The sequence below is a fragment of the Pseudomonas sp. JV414 genome, from assembly GCF_032424305.1.
Lineage (GTDB): Bacteria > Pseudomonadota > Gammaproteobacteria > Pseudomonadales > Pseudomonadaceae > Aquipseudomonas > Aquipseudomonas lini.
Window position 1 is genome coordinate 466,713 of the sequence record NZ_VYKC01000002.1, and the last position, 17,711, is coordinate 484,423.

The 17,711-nt window shown below is 56.5% G+C and carries 15 protein-coding genes and 1 pseudogene; 9 read left to right on the forward strand and 7 right to left on the reverse strand.

The window, feature by feature from the left end:
- Window positions 1–31 precede the first annotated feature (31 nt).
- Window positions 32–211, reverse strand: a complete 180-nt coding sequence (locus F6R97_RS03035; RefSeq protein WP_343226763.1) for a rubredoxin — start codon at window positions 209–211, stop codon at window positions 32–34.
- 175 nt (window positions 212–386) lie between these two features.
- Entirely contained in the window at window positions 387–2,498 is a 2,112-nt protein-coding gene (locus tag F6R97_RS03040) for a 3-hydroxyacyl-CoA dehydrogenase NAD-binding domain-containing protein (RefSeq protein WP_304575823.1), read from the reverse strand.
- A 284-nt stretch (window positions 2,499–2,782) separates the two neighbouring features.
- Between F6R97_RS03040 and F6R97_RS03045 the strand changes: the two genes are divergently transcribed.
- The 3 genes from F6R97_RS03045 to F6R97_RS03055 are packed head-to-tail and all read left to right on the forward strand — an operon-like array spanning window position 2,783 to window position 5,543.
- Entirely contained in the window at window positions 2,783–3,952 is a 1,170-nt protein-coding gene (locus F6R97_RS03045; RefSeq protein WP_013692824.1) for a thiolase domain-containing protein, read from the forward strand.
- 4 nt (window positions 3,953–3,956) lie between these two features.
- Window positions 3,957–4,370 carry a Zn-ribbon domain-containing OB-fold protein gene (locus F6R97_RS03050; RefSeq protein WP_304575822.1) on the forward strand — a complete coding sequence of 138 codons (414 nt, stop codon included), beginning with the start codon at window positions 3,957–3,959 and terminating at the stop codon, window positions 4,368–4,370.
- Window positions 4,371–5,543: a lactonase family protein gene (locus F6R97_RS03055; RefSeq protein ID WP_304575821.1), complete on the forward strand. Its 1,173-nt coding sequence runs from the start codon at window positions 4,371–4,373 to the stop codon at window positions 5,541–5,543.
- A 52-nt stretch (window positions 5,544–5,595) separates the two neighbouring features.
- Here the strand turns inward: F6R97_RS03055 and F6R97_RS03060 are convergent, their stop codons facing one another.
- Entirely contained in the window at window positions 5,596–6,435 is an 840-nt protein-coding gene (locus tag F6R97_RS03060) for an SDR family NAD(P)-dependent oxidoreductase (RefSeq protein ID WP_304575820.1), read from the reverse strand.
- A gap of 361 nt (window positions 6,436–6,796) precedes the next feature.
- On the opposite strand from F6R97_RS03060, the gene F6R97_RS03065 reads away from it, so the two are divergent.
- The 6 genes and pseudogenes from F6R97_RS03065 (at window position 6,797) to F6R97_RS29520 (ending at window position 14,055) form a co-directional block, all read left to right on the forward strand.
- The gene (locus F6R97_RS03065) at window positions 6,797–7,912 is read left to right on the forward strand and encodes a CapA family protein (RefSeq protein WP_048392918.1); all 1,116 of its coding nucleotides are present in this window, start codon (window positions 6,797–6,799) and stop codon (window positions 7,910–7,912) included.
- A gap of 3 nt (window positions 7,913–7,915) precedes the next feature.
- Window positions 7,916–8,692: an SDR family oxidoreductase gene (locus F6R97_RS03070; protein WP_048392916.1), complete on the forward strand. Its 777-nt coding sequence runs from the start codon at window positions 7,916–7,918 to the stop codon at window positions 8,690–8,692.
- Window positions 8,693–8,801: 109 nt separating this feature from the next.
- The gene (locus F6R97_RS03075; RefSeq protein WP_048392915.1) at window positions 8,802–10,136 is read left to right on the forward strand and encodes an NAD(P)-dependent oxidoreductase; all 1,335 of its coding nucleotides are present in this window, start codon (window positions 8,802–8,804) and stop codon (window positions 10,134–10,136) included.
- A 423-nt stretch (window positions 10,137–10,559) separates the two neighbouring features.
- On the forward strand, window positions 10,560–11,930 hold the full coding sequence (locus F6R97_RS03080) for an MFS transporter (RefSeq protein WP_095058150.1): 1,371 nt from the start codon (window positions 10,560–10,562) through the stop codon (window positions 11,928–11,930).
- A 286-nt stretch (window positions 11,931–12,216) separates the two neighbouring features.
- Window positions 12,217–13,200, forward strand: a pseudogene (locus tag F6R97_RS29515) (sensor histidine kinase); the annotation flags it as partial.
- 87 nt (window positions 13,201–13,287) lie between these two features.
- Window positions 13,288–14,055, forward strand: coding sequence for a methyl-accepting chemotaxis protein (locus tag F6R97_RS29520; protein WP_371856347.1), 768 nt, complete (start codon window positions 13,288–13,290; stop codon window positions 14,053–14,055).
- 121 nt (window positions 14,056–14,176) lie between these two features.
- On the opposite strand, the gene F6R97_RS03090 is transcribed toward F6R97_RS29520, so the two are convergent.
- From F6R97_RS03090 to F6R97_RS03105, 4 genes are all read right to left on the reverse strand, one after another.
- A complete protein-coding gene (locus F6R97_RS03090) occupies window positions 14,177–14,929 on the reverse strand; it encodes an IclR family transcriptional regulator (protein ID WP_013692815.1) in 753 nt (250 codons plus the stop codon).
- Window positions 14,930–15,122: 193 nt separating this feature from the next.
- Window positions 15,123–16,055 (reverse strand): LysR family transcriptional regulator, encoded by a 933-nt coding sequence (locus tag F6R97_RS03095; RefSeq protein WP_013692814.1) that lies wholly within the window; start codon window positions 16,053–16,055, stop codon window positions 15,123–15,125.
- Window positions 16,056–16,110: 55 nt separating this feature from the next.
- Complete coding sequence (locus tag F6R97_RS03100; RefSeq protein WP_013692813.1) at window positions 16,111–16,905, reverse strand: enoyl-CoA hydratase/isomerase family protein; 795 nt, start codon at window positions 16,903–16,905, stop codon at window positions 16,111–16,113.
- A gap of 63 nt (window positions 16,906–16,968) precedes the next feature.
- On the reverse strand, window positions 16,969–17,706 hold the full coding sequence (locus tag F6R97_RS03105) for an enoyl-CoA hydratase/isomerase family protein (protein WP_048392910.1): 738 nt from the start codon (window positions 17,704–17,706) through the stop codon (window positions 16,969–16,971).
- Window positions 17,707–17,711 lie beyond the last annotated feature (5 nt).

Genomic DNA, 17,711 nt, shown 5'->3' on the forward strand with positions numbered 1-17,711 from the left:
AAAAAAAACACTGCGCCGGAAAGGCTATTAATCAAATCTCGACCATCTCGAAGTCCAGCTTCGTCGCCGAACACTCAGGGCAAATCCAATCCTGGGGAACATCTTCCCACCGAGTTCCGGCAGGTATGCCCTCTTCCGGAATACCTTCGGCTTCGTCATACATGAAGCCGCATAAAATGCATTGCCAAATTTTGAATTCGCCCTCGGACAAGGCTTGTGTGGACGTGTCACTGCTCATGATTTTTCTTCCGTTTCGTTTCTACTTGTTGGCCCCTTTGCCGACCATGGGAAGCGTTTCGTAACCCTTGGGGGACAGCAACCAGGGCGTTGCTTTCATTAAAAGAACAACCGTTACCGGCCGCACACGGCCATCGTTGCCGTGCTTTTCATATGACTGATTTCAGCTCTCTCAGGGACAGCCCTTCATTGGCCGCTTTCGACAGCAGCGGACTAGGAGTCCAACGCCTGCCGTATTGCTCATGCCATTGCTGCACTTGCAGATGGATTTCCTTGGCCCCGATCGTGTCAGCCCAGTACAGCAGCCCTCCTCGATGGCGAGGAAATCCAAAGCCGTACAACCACATGACATCAATGTCACTGGCTCGATATGCCTTGCCTTCATCCAGGATCTTGCAGGCCTCGTTGATCGAGGCGAATAACAGACGTTTGAGGATTTCACTGTCGGTAAAGGTACGCTGAGGCGTGCCAAGCTCATGGGCGACGGTCGCGATGATCCGCATCACTTCTTCATCGTGACGAGGTGTGCGGCCACCTTCTTCATAGCGATACCATCCGACCCCATTTTTCTGGCCCTTGCGGCCCAGCTCGACCATCCGATCCGGGACATGGAGCTTCCTGTATTGAGGGTCAGCTGCCGCGCGACGCTTGCGCGTGTCATAGCTGACATCCAGACCGGACAGATCGCTCACAGCGAACGGCCCCATCGGATAGCCAAATTCAACCATGACCCTGTCGATCTGCTCAGGGCGTGCTCCCTCCTCAAGCAGTAGCATCATTTCCGTGACCAGCGGCGCGCGACTGCGATTTGCCGCGAAGCCATCGCACGTCCCGGAGACCGCACAGACTTTTTTAAGATCGCGGCCCATCTTCATGGCCCGCACAACTGTCTCGATCGAGGTTTGATCACCCTTCACGATTTCGCACAGTTTCATCGCGTTCGCGGGAGCGAAGAAATGAGCGCCGGCGACGTACTGCGGTCGGCCTGTCATGTTGGCCATGACGTTGATATCAATCGCGGAAGAGTTCGTCAGCAACAGCGCGCCAGGCTTCATCACGGCATCGAGTTTGGTGAATACGTCCTTCTTCAAATCTATCCGTTCAAACACCGCTTCAACCACGACATCGCAGTCGCCGATTTCTTCGTAGTGGGAGACAGGCTGGACAAACTGAAGGCACGCATCCATCTCTTCCACGGTCATGCGTCCGCGCTTGACCTTTACGGCGTAGATGTCACGTATGCGCTGCAGGCCCCTGTCCAGTGCTTCGGCACTCGCTTCCAGGAGCTTCACCACAATGCCTGCGTCAGCGAAGCAAATGGCAATACCCGCGCCCATTGTTCCCGCGCCGATCACCGCAGCGGACGTCACACCAGCAGGCTTGAAACCCGGGGGCGCATCCGGAACCTTGGCAGCCTCACGCTCAGCAAAAAATGCATAGCGAAGTGCCTTGGCAACATCAGACCCCTCCAGCTCAGAAAACAAGCGGCTCTCAACCTCTAGAGCCTCATCAAACGACAGGCTGAAAGCTGCTTCGATACAGTCGATCGCGTACTGTGGCGCTTTGTTGTGAGGAGACTTTTTGGCTGCTTCGCGGCGTGCCGCTTGCAGCACATCCATGGTTGTCGCATCCATCGGTTCGAGCACCAAATCGCGTACGCGCTGCGGTTGAGCCTGCGCCACGGCCTTTGCATAGCTTACGGCGGCATCACGAAGCTCTTGGCTTTGTGTTCCTGGAACAATCTGGGAGATAAGCCCGATCTTCAATGCTTCGACGGCATGGACATGGCGGCTTGAGACGAGCAAATCGGTGGCTACGGCAGCCCCGACCAGCCTCGGCAAGCGCTGCGTACCGCCGCCTCCCGGTATCAACCCGAGAGCGACCTCGGGCAATCCGAGCTTGGCTGCGGGCAATGCAATCCGGTAATGGCAAGCGAGGGCGTGCTCGAGACCGCCTCCCAGCGCATATCCATGAATAGCCGCGACAGTCGGCTTGGCGCCGGCGTCAAGTGCCGCGGCGCTCATGCGGGTAGTGATTGTTCTCGCCTTGCCAAACTGTCGAATATCAGCACCCGCGATGAAATTCTGACCGCCCCCCATCAACACGATCGCCGCGACAGCCGGGTCGGCGTTCGCATGGGCAACGGCGTCAATGATGCTCCCTCTCATCTCGGGAGTCAGGGCGTTGACGGGCGGATTGTTGACTGTGATTACGGCCACAACGCCTTCGACTTCGTAACTGACCATCAGGCTTTCGCTCATCTCATCTTCCTGTCAAAAAAAAATAAGGCCTGCCCCTACCCCGCGACCGCTCGCATCCAATGAGCATCCTGGTTTGGCCCGGAAATTTGAGTGCAGCGCCATCCTGCGCTCCAAACAACGTTGAATCGATGGTAGCATGAGTTTTGATAATCAGCACAGATTTCACTGACCGGAACTTTGCGTCATACTACTTTTGTCTTTTACGGTGGGCCGCCCCCCCCCTGAACGAAGGTACCGGAAAGCACATTCGAGCTTCATCTTCATGCACTGAGGAAACCCTAGAGATGACAATAAAAGGCAGGGCATACATCGTCGGAGCGTATGAGCACCCCCTACGCAAGGCCCCCCATCATTCGGTGGCGCAGCTACATGCGGAGGCGGCGAAAGGAGCAATTGAAGACGCGGGATTAAGCAAAGATGACATCGACGGATATTTCTGCGCGGGCGATGCACCCGGCGGGAATGTATGGTCGATGGCCAACTACCTGAATCTGGACAAGCTGAGGCATGTCGATTCGACCGATATGGGAGGATGCTCTTATCTCGCCCATATCGCCCACGCTGCAGAATCAATAGCAGCGGGCAGATGCAACGTGGCGCTGATTACACTGGCCGGTCGCCCCAACTCTGAAGGCATCTCTGGGATACAGGCGCGCGTACGAGGCGTCAATCTACCGGACGCGCCATTCGAGATGCCCTATAACCCAGTCACGTTGAACCTCTATGCCATGTGTGCGATGCGCCACATGCATGAGTACGGCACAACCAGCGAGCAACTGGCCTGGGTCAAGGTCGCTGCCTCTCATCATGCGCAACACAACCCTCTGGCGATGTTGCGCAAAGTGGTCTCGGTCGAAGATGTATTGGCATCGCCGATGATTTCTGACCCCCTGCGGCGTCTCGACTCCTGCGTCGTGAGCGACGGCGGCGGCGCAGTTATCGTTGCCCGCCCGGAGATTGCCAAGGCCCTCAACAGACCACGGGTACGGATACTTGGCTGCGGTGAATCCACTAAACACCAGATGGGTGGACGCCTCGACTTGAGCTATACCGGCGCCGCGTGGACCGGCCCTCGAGCTTTCGAAGAGGCAGGTGTGACGCCGGCCGACATCCAGTACGCCTCCATCTATGACAGCTTCACCATCACCGTCATCCTGCAACTTGAAGACCTGGGATTCTGCAAAAAAGGCGAAGGCGGAAAATTCGTGTCGGACGGCAACCTTATTTCGGGCATCGGCAAGTTGCCGTTCAACACCGATGGCGGCGGCCTGTGCAACAACCATCCCGCCAATCGCGGCGGGATCACAAAAATAATCGAAGCCGTACGACAGCTTCGAGGCGAGGCTCATCCAAAGGTGCAAGTTCCCAACTGTTCGCTAGCCCTCGCCACCGGCATCGGCGGCGCGATAGGTCATCGGCACGGTGCAGCCACCGTCATCATGGAAAGGGAGTAAAAACATGTCGACCCCCTACACAGAACGCCCCATCAGCGACCCCATCCTGAACCCCGGTGATGAACCCTATTTCGACGCGGCGACCGAGGGGCGTCTGCTCTTGAAGAGCTGCAATGCCTGCCATCAACCGCATCATTATCCTCGTGCGTTGTGCCCGTTTTGCTGGAGCACCGATGTCGAATGGATCACCGCAAGCGGGACTGGGGCGATCTACACCTTCAGCATCACACGACGTGGCGCATCAGCACCGTACTGCATTGCCTATGTGCGCCTCGACGAGGGACTGATGATGCTTACGAACATTGTCGATGTTGATCTGGACAGTGTTCGCATCGGGCAGCGGGTCAGGGTCGCGTTTAAAGAATCAGAAAGCGGCATGTCCGTTCCCATGTTCACCATTGACCATTCGGAGGCTTGAATGAGCAGCCGCGCCGTACTCTACAGCGCCGTAGGTGATGTCATCACGCGCTATATGATTGACGTAGACAGCGCAACGCTCCACAGGATGGAAAGCGTCACTGTGGCCTCAAAGGTGCAATACGCATGGCCTCATCCATCCGGCGGCTTCCTGTATGTCTCAACAAGCGACGGTGGCCCGAGGGTGGAGTCCCATCACAATCAAGTCAGCGCTTACTCGTTGGGACCTGACGGGCAACTCAACACTCACGGCTTACCTGCGCGACTTCCCTACCGAGCGGTACATTTGTGTATCGACCCCCTGGGACGATTTATCGTCAATGCCCACAATTTCAAGCGCGGCTCATTGACTGTGCACCGCATCAACGCAGACTGCACAATTGGCAGCTGCCAGGCTCAGGATCCGAACACCGACTTTGGGGTCTATCCGCACCAGGTCATGTTTTATCCATCCGCCAAACACGTCCTGGTAGTTGACCGCGGCAATAACGCAACGACAGACAAGCTGGAAGATCCCGGGGCACTCCGTTCATTTCGGCTAACTGAAGAACATCTCCAAATGAGCGATGTGGTTGCGCCGAATCATGGCCATGACTTCGGCCCGCGGCATGTCGACTTTCATCCGACGCATCCATGGCTTTACGCAGCCGACGAGCGAACCAACCGTCTCTACATGTTCCGACATGACGGTGACCGGATCGAGGCCGAGCCAGCCTTCACGCGGGGAACGCTGCGAACCCCTGAGCACGTGCACCCACGACAACTCGCCGGTGCAATCCATGTCCATCCAAGCGGGAAGTTTGTTTACCTGGTAAATCGCGCAGATGCGACGCACTCCCACCAGGGGCGCCCAGTGTTCTCCGGAGGTGAAAACAACATAGCCGTCTACGCTATCAACCCTGAAACAGGCGAGCCCACACTTGTTCAGCATGTGGACACTCGTTCCTTTCACGTCCGAACATTTGCCTGTGATCCCAGTGGCCGCTTGCTCGTCACGGCGAGTATCAAGGCCTTGGCCGCATACGATGATGAAAAAGGGCTGACCGTAACGCCCGCGACACTGTCGATATTCCGGATAGGTGATGACGGGCATCTCAAGTACGCTCGAAGCGTTGATGTCGAGACGCCAGGAAATCAACTTCAGTACTGGATGGGTATTGTCGGGCTACGTTGATTGAGCGGTAATGCGCCGATGGTCCCCCACTGCCAGCAGTGGGGGACTACGATTAAATACGATTGAGCAACCGGCCGCCGTCCACCGCCAATGAGATACCCGTGATGAAATTGGCTTCATCGGACGCAAGAAACAGGGCCGCGTTCGCAACATCCCAAGCGGTTCCCTGGCGGCCGAGCGGCACCTTGGCGTTGCGCTCCGCGCTGACCTGCTCACGCGTCTGGTTCCACGCTTGAATACGCGCCTCGACCGCCATCGGCGTCGAGATCAAGCCCGGCAGGATGCAGTTCGCCCTGATCCCATAAGGGGCATTTTGAAGCGCCAACTGCTCGGTGAAAGCAATGACACCCGCTTTTGTAGCCTTGTACGTTACATAGGGATACTTACCCAATGCCGCCGCGGATGACACATTGACGATAACCCCGCCCCCTTGTTCACGCATGATTGCTACTGCGTGCTTACAAGCAAAGACGGTACCGCGAAGATTGATACGGCAAATGTTATCGAACTGATCTTCGGTGATGTCCATCAAGTCGCCGTCACCACCGGCGAGGCTGACCCCCACATTGTTGTGCAGGACGTCCAGGGACCCCCAACGTTTTTTTGCCATCTGCATGGCAAGGGCCAACTCGTGTTCCCGGGTCACATCCGCAGAAAATGCTGCAGCGGAGCCGCCCTCTTGAATGATCATCGCCGCAGTTTCCTCAGCGGACTCGATTTGCCGATCAACGGCCAGGACGTGCGCCCCTTCACGCGCAAATCGAATGGCCGCCGCTCGACCGTTACCCATGCCTTCGCCCGGGCTTTGTCCAGCACCAATAACAACAGCAACTTTCCCGGCAAGCCGCCCTGCCGGTGTGTGCCCCTGCGTTTGATCCAGTGACCTTGCCATTTCCGCCCTCTCTTATTTTCATGTAAGCGATTGAACTAACTGATAATTTCAAATAGTAGACTGGCACCAACGTCGTTTTCCTGAACAGGTGTCGACCCTCGACCTGCCATAGAGACGGTCAGGTAGGTAACGCCTGCGCCCGGACGGATGTCAAAATCGATACTATCACATGTTCTTATTATCGATACCTGTTCCAATCATCAGAACCACGAAAATCCAGACTGACTCTTTATCCAACGACATGATGCCTGTACAAATCGTGGTCATGCCGTTTTCGCGGTGCTATTATTAGTTCTATCTAGCAGCATCTGTTTCATTGATCGAAACCATAAATTTCCCACAAAAATAATAGGAGGGAAAAATGACATCGAACGCCACCATACTGATCGGCGGGGACTGCGGCCCCACGCATGGAGCGAAAGACGGCTTCCCGGTGGAGGGGTACACAGAACTCGTCCTGCCGACTCTTGCCTCGGCCGATATGCGTTTCATCAACTGCATGCGCACCTACTCGGATCGCACCGTGCGCGCAGACCATGCCCCTCAAGTCGGTCAGCCCGTTGAAATGGCTGCTATTTTCACCAATGGCAGGTTCGACGCGGTGACTCTGGCAAACAATCACAGCTACGACAGCGGCCCGGATGCCCTCGTGGATACCCGGGACTTTTTTGTCTCGCGCGGCATCCAGGTGACAGGCGCAGGTCGGGATCTGGAAGAAGCACGACGTCCAGCCATCATTGAACACGACGGCATCAAGGTCGGTTACTTGGGCTATACCTCGCTCGGTCCTGCCGGCAGCGAGGCAGGACTGCAAAAACCTGGCGTGACCAGTATCAAGGTCGATACCTCCTATGAAACACGAGGTCCCCACCAGCCCGTTCGCATTCGCACGGAACCTGACTCCAGCGACCTGGCGAACCTGGTCGAGGACATCAAGAAGCTGAAAGGTGAGGTAGACGTCGTTATCCTGGCTTTTCACTCCGGCGTCATCCGGCTGCCGCGCGTGATCTCCGATTACCAGGTGACCGTAGCCCATGCTGCCATTGATGCAGGTGCAGATATGGTGGTGTGCCACGCACCGCATATTCCCAAAGCGATCGAGATGTATAAGGGCAAAGCCGTCTTCTACAGTCTCGGCGTGTTCGCAATGACCAAGTCGTTTCCCGCGCCTTCATGGAGCGAGCCCGCCTGGTCTCACGGTGCGGTTCGCAATCACGCGGACCTCGATCCCGAATATCCTTTTATGCCCTACGGCAAGGCCTGTACGTTGAGCTTGCTCGCCAAAGCAGTGGCGACCAAAGACGGCATACAAAAGGTTTCGTTCCTTCCGATGGTCATGGACGCACGGTATCGGCCTGAAGTGCTGAATCACGACGATCCTCGATTCCAGGAAGTGCTTTCCTACCTGGAGTGGGCCTCCGAAGACATGCCACATCGATTCAGCGTCGAAGGCAATGAAATCATCGTGTCGGAGTAAATCATGGACTTGAAGATCAACGGAAAAGTGGCAGTCATCACCGCCGCCAGCGCAGGTTTAGGCAAAAACATTGCTCACGCGCTGGCAGCCGAGGGCGTTCATGTGGTGCTGTTTGCACGTTCGGCGGACAAACTGACCGCCCTCGCCCAGGAAATAACGGCAAAGCACGGCGTGCGTGCAGTCGCGGTTCCCGGCGACATGCGCGTCGCCGCTGATGTAAAGCGCCTCGCCGACACGGTGAACGCTACATTCAACGGCACCGACATCCTCGTCCTGAACACGGGACGAGCCCCCAATCCGCTGCGGGCGACGCTCGACGAAACTGAAGAGGAACGGTGGCAAGAGGCCTATCAAAATCAACTCTGGGGGACCATCCAGGTCGCCAAGGAAATGGTTCCTCAGATGCTCAAGAAACAATGGGGTCGCGTCATCGCCATTACCTCGGCATCGGTGAAGCAGCCCATGCCGCACCATAGCCTTTCAACCGTTTTTCGCGCCGGCGTCACCGCGTACATGAAACATCTCGCGAACGAGGTGGGCTCTTGCGGCATCACTGTCAATTGTGTAGCGCCGGCATTGATCGACACATCGCACCGCACCGGCACCGCCGCGTACACCCCGGAGCAGGCAGAGGCACGCCGCAAACTCACACCGCTCGGCCGCATGGGGGAGCAAGACGAGGTCTGTGGCGTGGTCGCGTTTCTCGCATCCACACAGGCGGGTTTCATCACTGGATCGAGCATCAGCGTTGATGGCGGCATGATCGGTTCATTGCTTTAGCGTTCAGGCAATACGCTTTCATCGCACCCCAGGACAATAAAAGTATCTGCACCATTCCCCCGATACGCCGCATGCGTCGGTTGAATGGTCACAAGAGAGGCGACAGGCAATGAAAATCGGATACATCGGACTCGGTGCCCTCGGCAGTCAACTCGCTCGTCGATTCCTGTCTCACTCGTTATGCGTGTGGGATATCAACACGGCCGCCGTCGACACGTTCAAGAAACTGGGCGCCGACGTCGCGCCCACGGCGGCCGACCTGGCTCGCCGGTGTGACGTCATCTTCCTGTGCCTGCCACGCAGCTCGGACGTCAGGTCTGCGCTGTTCGGTCCAAACGGCCTCGCGGCCGGATTGGTGCCGGGGACACTGATCATTGATCAGACAAGTGGCATTCCGGGTGAGACCAGACGTATGGCCGAAGAACTGGCCGAACGCGGTATCGACATGATGGATGCTGCGGTGTCTGCAAGTCCGCTGGTCGTTGCCGAAGGCAAAGCCACGCTGATGGTTGCGGGCTCGGATACGGTTTACGAGCGCGCCCTCCCCGTTTTACAAGTTATTACCCAAACGATTTATCGTTGTGGCGACAGGGTCGGCGACGGCCAAGCCATGAAAATGGTCAACAACGCCATGAATGCTGGCTGCCGACTAGGGACCCTTGAGGTCGTGGCCATGGGCAAAAAAGCCGGCCTTTCACTGCCCCTGATGGCGGACGTGTTGAACCGCAACAAAGCGCGAAATCAAACCACAGACAGGATGCTGCCCGCGCTCGCCCAGGGAAAACCCTCCACCAATTTCGCCCTCGCTTTGATGCTCAAAGACGTCGATCAAGCCGTCGCGCTGGGAATGTCCAGGGATGTCCCGATGCCGCTAACCGCTCTGGTCAGGGCATTGTTGCAAATCGGAACCAACACCTTGGGGCCAAACGCGCAGCTCGAAGACATGGTCGGGCTCATCGAAAGCATGGCGGCGACAAAATTGTACGACGGCGATGCCGTGACGCCGAACACGGATGGTGCCCCTCAAGCGTGCCCTGAAGATCACGCCATCGAGCTGGTCACAGGTGCGATCGCATCGCTATGCAGCGCGATTACTTATGAATGCACGGCGGCAGGCCTGCGATATGGGCTGGCATTGGAAGACATGGCACTGGTCCTGGAAAAGACATCGGGATGGAGTGAATCCTCTCGCTCTATTTATACCCAATTGTTATCCAGTCACGCCCTGGATAACACGGCACTCTCGAGCGAAAAAACCATCCTCAAAGCGGCCTGTTTGCGCGGCAACGATCTTGGCGCTCCCATGTTGATCGCCAATGCTGCACGAAGCCTCTTCGAGCAAGCGGATCATCAGATCAGCGAACCCGTCCCGATAAAAGACTTGAGCACGTTCTACAGCTCTATTTCCGCGGTTCAGTTCAAGCCCTCCTCCAACTGCAATTGATTGGCGGCTCACGAATAGTGAGCGTGGAATCGATCGAGGTCTATATGAAAACCAAAATCTGTCCTGATGCGGCGGTAAGCCAGTGGCACCTTCTGCAGGAAACAAGCCCACGCTCGGCTACCTGCCTGGCCCGGCAAACCTCGCCAACCTATTAACAAATAGTGAACGCGTATTGCTTTTAAACCCCAGCAACACGCGTCTTTCTAACATAACCTCCGTTAGCGGATTGCGTCATCGCAGAAACGCTTTTCACAAACGTTACGCTCGCTGACTACCACGATTCATCCGGCGAAAACGCAACATTGATCCACGCCTCGAACATCTCTAAGGCCTGATGGCGAAGCAACACTGTTTCATCCTGCAGTCTTGATGCATCAGCTTTGCATCAACTAATAAAAACCATCCTGTCACAGGAGAAGACGCATGACGAAGACGAAAACGACCAGTTCTCGGCGATCGCTAGCCGCTGGCGCTATCGGGAACTTCGGTGAGATCTACGATTTCGCTGTATTCGGGTTCTCAATACCCATTTTATCCGTCCATTTTTTTCCCGGCTCAGATCGAACTGCCGCGCTTCTGAGCACGTTCGCAGTCTATGCAGTGGCCTTCGTAGCCCGCCCCCTGGGTGGCTTGATGTTTGGCTATCTGGCGGACCGCCTTGGCCGTATCAGGGTCATGGCGATGACCGTTTGGCTCATGGCACTAGGCACCGCGATCATCGGGCTGCTTCCGACCTATGCAACCATCGGGATCGCCGCACCGTTACTGCTGTTGCTCTGTCGAATCGCACAAGGCTTGGCACTGGGTGGCGAAACGACCGGCTCGACCAGCTACATCGTCGAGTCGGCACCGGAGAATCGCAGAGGATACTGGCTTGGCTTCACGCTGATTTTCTCTCACCTGCCCAACGCCGTCGTGGCCGGTTTGGTCGTCGCACTCCAGCTTGGAGCGGGGGATCAAGCGTATTCAGACTGGGCGTGGCGCGTCCCTTTCCTTCTTGGAGGCATTATCGGAGTGGTCGGGTTCTGGCTGCGCCGCAACATCGATGAGCCTGAAGAGTACAAGCAAGCCCGCCAGGCCAGTAAAGCCAGCAAAATCAAGAAGAATCCGCTGATAGCGGCCATTCGCTGCGGTGGATTGAGGGGTATGTTGCACGTGTTCATGGTCCAACCGGTTTTTTCGGTAGGGGCTTACCTATTGCTCGGCTTTATGTACACCTTTCTAATTGAGGTCGGAAAGCTGGATTCCACCTCGGCTTTGATCTCAAACGCCATCGCCGTCATCGTACTTTCAGCCCTACTTCCGTTAGGAGGTTTATTGAGTGATCGGTTTGGCCGCAAGCGAGTACTGACATTTGGTGCGGCATGGATAGCGCTCTCGGCATATCCGGCCATGTACTTGGCTGCCTCGGGTTCTTTCGCTAGCGCCGTGGCCGGGCAAACACTCCTCGCTGCCGGATTGGGGATTTATGGGGCAGCCAGCTTTGTGGCCGCAGCGGAATTTTTCCCGACATCGTTCCGTGCAACCGGACACGCCATTTCCTATCAGACAAGTGTCGCGATGTTCGGCGGAACGTGCCCATTGATCGCTGCGTACCTGTCCCAGGCGTTTGGCTCCCCGCTGGCGCCGGCCTTTTACGTCACGTTGATTGCCGTGCTCTGTCTGATCACAACTCAGTTTGTTCCTGAGACTCGTGGAATAAACCTGCGCACCTCAGTGGGCAACAAGGCAAGCAACAAGGCGAGTGAACTACCGCAGCCCCAGAAGACAATGCGGCAAGAGCTCTCTACATAACCCTTTTTGCAATCAACTGATCGGTGAGCGGCTCAAGATGTGTGCGGACTGAAAACAGTCCGCTTCATCGGCGGAGCCGCCGAACATATCGCACCCGAGCAGAATCGGGTGTAAAGGCGACTACCGCGTGAAATTGGCCGTTTGCCCGTCCTCCCTGTTTATGGGCTTCACAATGAAAATAAAAAACAAGCTTGTGCTGACGTTCGTATTGGTCGCCTTTATACCCGTGAGCCTGGTCGCAGTGGTTTCCGTGACCAACACGCGAACGCTAGCGGCTGATCAGTTTATGGATGGCAGTACGCGGGAAATACGCCAGATCGATGGCAACATTCGCCAGTTTTTCGAGGCAAGCCTGCAAAATGTCGATCAAATGGCAACCGATCCAGTTTATGTATCGGTTGGCGCGCTGAAGAACTATCAGACCGGTGATGCCGCCAGCCGGCCATTGCCTCCTGCGGCCCAGCAACTGATCGAAAGGTTTGCTCATTACGGTGCAGCCCACCCGTCCGCGGCGATTCTCTCCATCGGCCTGGAGGACGGCTCCTATGCCAAATGGCCAGATGATCCTCAGTTGGCCAACTACGATCCACGTTCACGCCCCTGGTATAAAGCGGCGATGGCGAGCCCTGGCAAAACCGTACGAACACCCGCTTTTTACCCGGCTTATGATTACGGTAAGGAAGATGCAGCACTGGTGGGGACAGCCAGGGCAATGATCACGAGCGATGGCATCGTCAAAGGTGTGTTAGCCGTGAACGTGTCTTTGAAAAACCTCACCGAGCTGGTCAAAAGCATCAAGCTTGGCGAAAGCGGCTACGTGATGTTGATCGAGGACGGCGTCGTACTGGTAGACCCCCGCGACACAACGCATAGCTTCAAGCCGCTCAAGGACCTGGGCGAGGCCTATGCAAAGTTGGCCGCCACCCCGCAGGGATCAACCGAGGTTGAACTCAATGGGATCCCTTACATGGCCAACGTCTGGACGTCGCCTGATCTTGGCTGGCGCTATATCGGCTTGATCGAGCGCAGTGAAGTCATGAGCGCGGCCACTCGCATGACCTACCTCACCGCCCTCATCGTGGGAGGATTGACAGTCATTTTTGCCCTGGTCGCCGTGGCATTTTCCAAGTCCATCGTCAAACCCATCAGCCAGGTCAGCACCGGACTGCAATCGATCGCACAGGGCGAGGGAGATCTGCGTCGCGAACTAGAGTTTCAGGGTAACGACGAAACCGCTGAGCTGGCAGGCTGGTTCAATAAGTTTCTCACCGCCATACGTCAGTTGATCCAACACATCGGCGCCGCATCGAGCAATCTGCAAAATGCCTCGAGGGTTAACAGCGAGGTTGCCAACAACATGAACGAGGCCGCCGGGAGACAGCGCGAAGCGGTGGAATTGGTGTCGACCGCGTTCAACGAGATGGTCGCAACCGCCAATGAGGTGGCCCGCTCATGCAGCGGCGCAGCAGAGTCCGCCGAGAACGGACATCGCCGTGTGGCGGAGGGCAAGCAGCAGATCGAGATCACCACGGACAACGTGAATCGCCTGGGACGCCGTCTGACCGAGTCGTCGCAGTCCATGACAGAGCTCGAAGCCGGCAGCCGCAGCATCAACCAGATCCTTGGCACCATTCGCGCCATTGCCGAGCAAACCAATCTGCTGGCCCTGAATGCAGCCATCGAAGCCGCCAGGGCGGGTGATCAAGGTCGAGGATTTGCAGTGGTGGCAGATGAAGTCAGAGCACTGGCCAAACGCACATCCGATTCGACCGGCGAAATCGAGCAACTGCTCGGCGCCCTAGGCAGCAAGACCCAGGAGGTGATGGGCAAAATGGGAAGTTGCCTTGAGCTTTCGCGAGCCAGTGTGTCGTCCATCGAAAGCACCCGGGACAGCTTTGAAGGCATCCAATTGTCGGTCAATGAAATAAGGGATCAAAACCTGCAGATATCCGCCGCCGCTGAAGAGCAGCATAGCGTGGCCGAAGAGATCAATCGGCATATCCAGCAGATTTATGACGAGGCTCGGCTGGTGGAGAGCTTGGCCAACTCTGCACAGGATGACTCCGGCAAGTTGTCGAGTCTGTCAGATGAGCTGAACGGTCTGGTGGGACGCTTCAAATCGTGAACCGTCGTCGTTCGCCTGGAAGTCCCAACTGGTCCATTCGCATGGAAGTGACCAGCGGAGCGTTTCGTTCTCGCGATGAGCCGCTGTCAAGACATCCAGGCTTGAGGTCAGGCGCACATCATCAGTCGGATGTAGGGGCGGGCAAGGCCACCTCTCCACCGAATTGTCGCGATATGACTTCGGCACCTTTGACTGCCAACTCGATAAACTCCTTTTCATTCATGTTCATTCGGACAGTCGGTGCCCCCACCGACAAGCAATAGTGCACTTCTTGATTGACGTCCTTGATGGGTACCGAGATCGCCGAGATGCCTAACAGCCGTTCGCCATGGGAAACGGCATAACCCTGCTCCCGGATCATGGCGAACTCTTCAAGCACCGCGCCATTGGTGCGCTTCGTCGCTTTGGCAACATTTTTGACTAACGGGGTGAGCTGGGCTTTGGGCATATAGGCCATCAAGACCTTTGAAGCAGACCCTACCAACAAGGGAATCTGTTCACCCGCCTGGACCACCGCGCGCAACGGTGCCGAGCTGGTAGTGACCGAGTCGAGACAGACTCGATTGCGATCACTCACCGCATGGATGGAGACTGTTTCTTCAGTCTGCTCAGCGAGTTCTTGCAATACGGGTCGAGCGATCTCACGAATACCCAGGGTACTTTTTACCAGGCCAGCCAAGCGCGTGAACCGGAAGGACAAGCAATATTGCTGCTCGAGACGTACCAGGTAGCCAGCCTTTTCAAGACTCTGGACAATACGAAACGTCGTCGACTTCGGTAGCTCGATACGGTCTGCAATGTCTTGAAGCGTAAGGCTGCTGCGGTCTGAACTAAAGCTTTCGAAAACTGCCAAGATACGTTGCACAGAGCGCATCATTCTTGAAAAACCCCATCAAAATCGTTGATCGTAACGATCCTCCTCGACACGAAATGCTTCATTCGCCAACAAACGAGAATCAGTCTCAAAATAACATACTAGCATGACGCTATTTCACTCGCCAACTTCAGTTCCACCCACCGAACTCGAGAACGGAGGCACATCGAGACGGCTGGCGACCGCGCCTTGTTCAGTCGGGCACCGTTACCAGTTGCGTGCCCAGCCAACGTTTATCCGAAACCAACGTGCGAACGACGTCAGCCAAAACAACACGTGCTGCCAAACCCGCCGGCGACAACTCATCGTCCGACAAACTGGCGACTTGATTCAAGCGGGTAAAATTGAACTCGGAAATGGGTACCGTATCGAAACGGTCTTTATCATGCCTTGCAAGTGCCGCGCTAGGTTGCACCGTCATCCCCAAGCCCGCCCCCACCGCGTCCATGAGTATCGCAAGCCCGTCGATTTCCGCGATGACGTTCATCGTGCAGCCTTCTCTTTCAAAAGCATTGTTTATCAGCGCCCTGAGGCCGTGCGTACTGCCGGGCAATATAAGGGGGACGTTGGAAAGCTCACTGATTGACAGCGATTCACTCTTGCGGACCAGGGAAAAGTCAGCTGCGGAAATAGCGAAAAGACGTTCATTTACCAGCGGTTGAGTGCTGAATCTGCGCCCATGATCAGCGCCAAACAATATCGCAAGATCGATCTGTCTAGCACTCAGCATCCGCTCCAGGTTGCCCGATAACGCCTCGACAATACGAAGGGAAATATCCGGGTATCGCTCTCGCATCGCCTCCATGAACGGCAGTGCAACGACGCCTGAGGTGGATGGAGCCAATCCCACCGTGACATGCCCGGCGAACCGTCCAGTCCTGGCCGCGTGGGCCGCATCCTCTGCGTTGCGCAACACCAGTTGTGCTCGATGCCAGAATGCCAATCCGGCGCTGGTGGGCTGCACGCCGCTCTTCTTTCTTAGCAGCAACCGAACGGACAGTTCATTCTCCAGTCGACTGATTTGTTGACTGAGGGCCGAGGTGACAACATCGAGTTCAAGCGCTGCTCGCCCCATGCTTCCACACTCAACTACCCGGACAAAGTAGCGCAGTTGACGCAGTTCCATCGGACACCTCCACTATCACAACGATGCCTGGACCGGTCGGTCCAGGCACGACACGCTATTTGCCGATAAAACGCGGTTTCCTTTTTTCCTTGTAAGCTTTGATGGCCTCCTTGTAATCATCCGTGGATTGCACCACGGCCATCTGCGCAGCCACCGACTCCAAGCTCGTCCGTAAATCGGTCCGCAGCGATTGGTATAGCAGCTTCTTTATGCTGCGTTGCTGGATGGGAGGGCCATCCGCCAGGCGTGTAGCAAAATCCAGCGTTTGCTGCATGAGCTCGTCATCACTGAATACTCGGTTGACGATGCCCAATGCCAACGCCTCTTCAGCACTGACGAAATCGCCCGTCCATAATAATTCCAGGGCTTTCGCGGTACCGACTATGCGCGGCAGCAAATAGCAACCGCCATTTCCAGGGATCAGGCCAACACGAATATAAGCCTCAGCAAATCGAGCCGACTCTGATGCGAAACGCATATCGCACTGCAACGAAAGATCCATGCCCGCCCCCACCGCCGCGCCGTTTACCGCCGCAATGAGTGGCTTTTCAAAGCTCTCGATCGCTAATGCCACCTGGTGGGTGACTTTTTGCAATCTGATTTTACGCTCGAGCGGCGTTGGATCCCCCTCTGCGCTTTCGGCGGCCCGACGGCCCAGGTCGCCTCCGGAGCAGAATGCATCACCGGCACCGGTGATGACGAAACAACCGATGTCATCATTTTCATCGGCAGCCAGCAATGCAGTGCGAAGTGAATCCAGCATGCTCTCGCTCAAGGCGTTCTTTTTTTCGGGCCGGTTTAGCTTGGCTACCATGACCCGGCCAACGGTACTGACTTCTAGATCAGACATCATATTCCCTCAGTTCGATATGGACACGCCGCCCGTGCAAAACCACACTCGTTGCCCGCTGCGCTATTGCTCGGCCTGAGCCAGTGCACGGTGTCGTGCATGCTCGTCCCGAGCCTGCAACAATGCAGCTCTCAGCGAACGATTGAGCCACCGCTTGTTTTCGGCAAACGTGCGCGGGTTCTTTGCCCCCAACGCCTGCCCCAGCGCCGAAGCTTTCAAATGGAGTTCGTCTCGCAGGGCTACCTCGCGGACCAGCCCTCTCGCCAATGCTTCGGTAGCCTTCATCGCCCTGCCGCTCTGAATCAGATCAAGCGCCAAAGCGCGTCCGCCGATGACCTCTAAAATGTTCGCACCCGAGAAGGTGGCGATACCCAAATCAATTTCGGGCAACGACAGTTTCGCGGTATCGACGGCGACACAGGCATCCGCCAAGAGCGCAAGCATCGCGCCACCTCCCGTCGCGGTACCATTGAGCACTGTGACAACTGGCTTGGGGCAGTCCATCACGGCGTCCTGCAGCGCCGCCAACGCTAACGACCTTCGTTCACGCTGGCGTGCCGTATCACCGTCCGCCGGTTGTTCACGAATATCGACCCCTGCGCAGAACACGCGCTCGCCAGAGCCGGTCAGCATCACCGCGTTTATCTGCGGGTCATCAGTGGCTGCCTGCAGTGCAGCCGTCACACGCTCCATCATATCCACCGTCATGGCATTCGCCTTGGCGGCACGATTCAGAGTGATCCACAGGAGCGACTCATGTCGCTCAACCGTCAACTCGCTGGCTAGTTCATCCACGGACATCTTCC

Bases quoted from the DNA above. Each gene is read 5' to 3' on its own strand.
- F6R97_RS03050 (WP_304575822.1), top strand. From the start codon at position 3,957: ATGTCGACCCCCTACACAGAACGCCCCATCAGCGACCCCATCCTGAAC.
- F6R97_RS03075 (WP_048392915.1), top strand. From the start codon at position 8,802: ATGAAAATCGGATACATCGGACTCGGTGCCCTCGGCAGTCAACTCGCT.
- F6R97_RS03070 (WP_048392916.1), top strand. From the start codon at position 7,916: ATGGACTTGAAGATCAACGGAAAAGTGGCAGTCATCACCGCCGCCAGC.
- F6R97_RS29520 (WP_371856347.1), top strand. From the start codon at position 13,288: ATGAACGAGGCCGCCGGGAGACAGCGCGAAGCGGTGGAATTGGTGTCG.
- F6R97_RS03065 (WP_048392918.1), top strand. From the start codon at position 6,797: ATGACATCGAACGCCACCATACTGATCGGCGGGGACTGCGGCCCCACG.
- F6R97_RS03060 (WP_304575820.1), bottom strand. From the start codon at position 6,435: ATGGCAAGGTCACTGGATCAAACGCAGGGGCACACACCGGCAGGGCGG.
- F6R97_RS03100 (WP_013692813.1), bottom strand. From the start codon at position 16,905: ATGTCTGATCTAGAAGTCAGTACCGTTGGCCGGGTCATGGTAGCCAAG.
- F6R97_RS03095 (WP_013692814.1), bottom strand. From the start codon at position 16,055: ATGGAACTGCGTCAACTGCGCTACTTTGTCCGGGTAGTTGAGTGTGGA.
- F6R97_RS03090 (WP_013692815.1), bottom strand. From the start codon at position 14,929: ATGCGCTCTGTGCAACGTATCTTGGCAGTTTTCGAAAGCTTTAGTTCA.
- F6R97_RS03105 (WP_048392910.1), bottom strand. From the start codon at position 17,706: ATGTCCGTGGATGAACTAGCCAGCGAGTTGACGGTTGAGCGACATGAG.
- F6R97_RS03045 (WP_013692824.1), top strand. From the start codon at position 2,783: ATGACAATAAAAGGCAGGGCATACATCGTCGGAGCGTATGAGCACCCC.
- F6R97_RS03040 (WP_304575823.1), bottom strand. From the start codon at position 2,498: ATGAGCGAAAGCCTGATGGTCAGTTACGAAGTCGAAGGCGTTGTGGCC.
- F6R97_RS03080 (WP_095058150.1), top strand. From the start codon at position 10,560: ATGACGAAGACGAAAACGACCAGTTCTCGGCGATCGCTAGCCGCTGGC.
- F6R97_RS03055 (WP_304575821.1), top strand. From the start codon at position 4,371: ATGAGCAGCCGCGCCGTACTCTACAGCGCCGTAGGTGATGTCATCACG.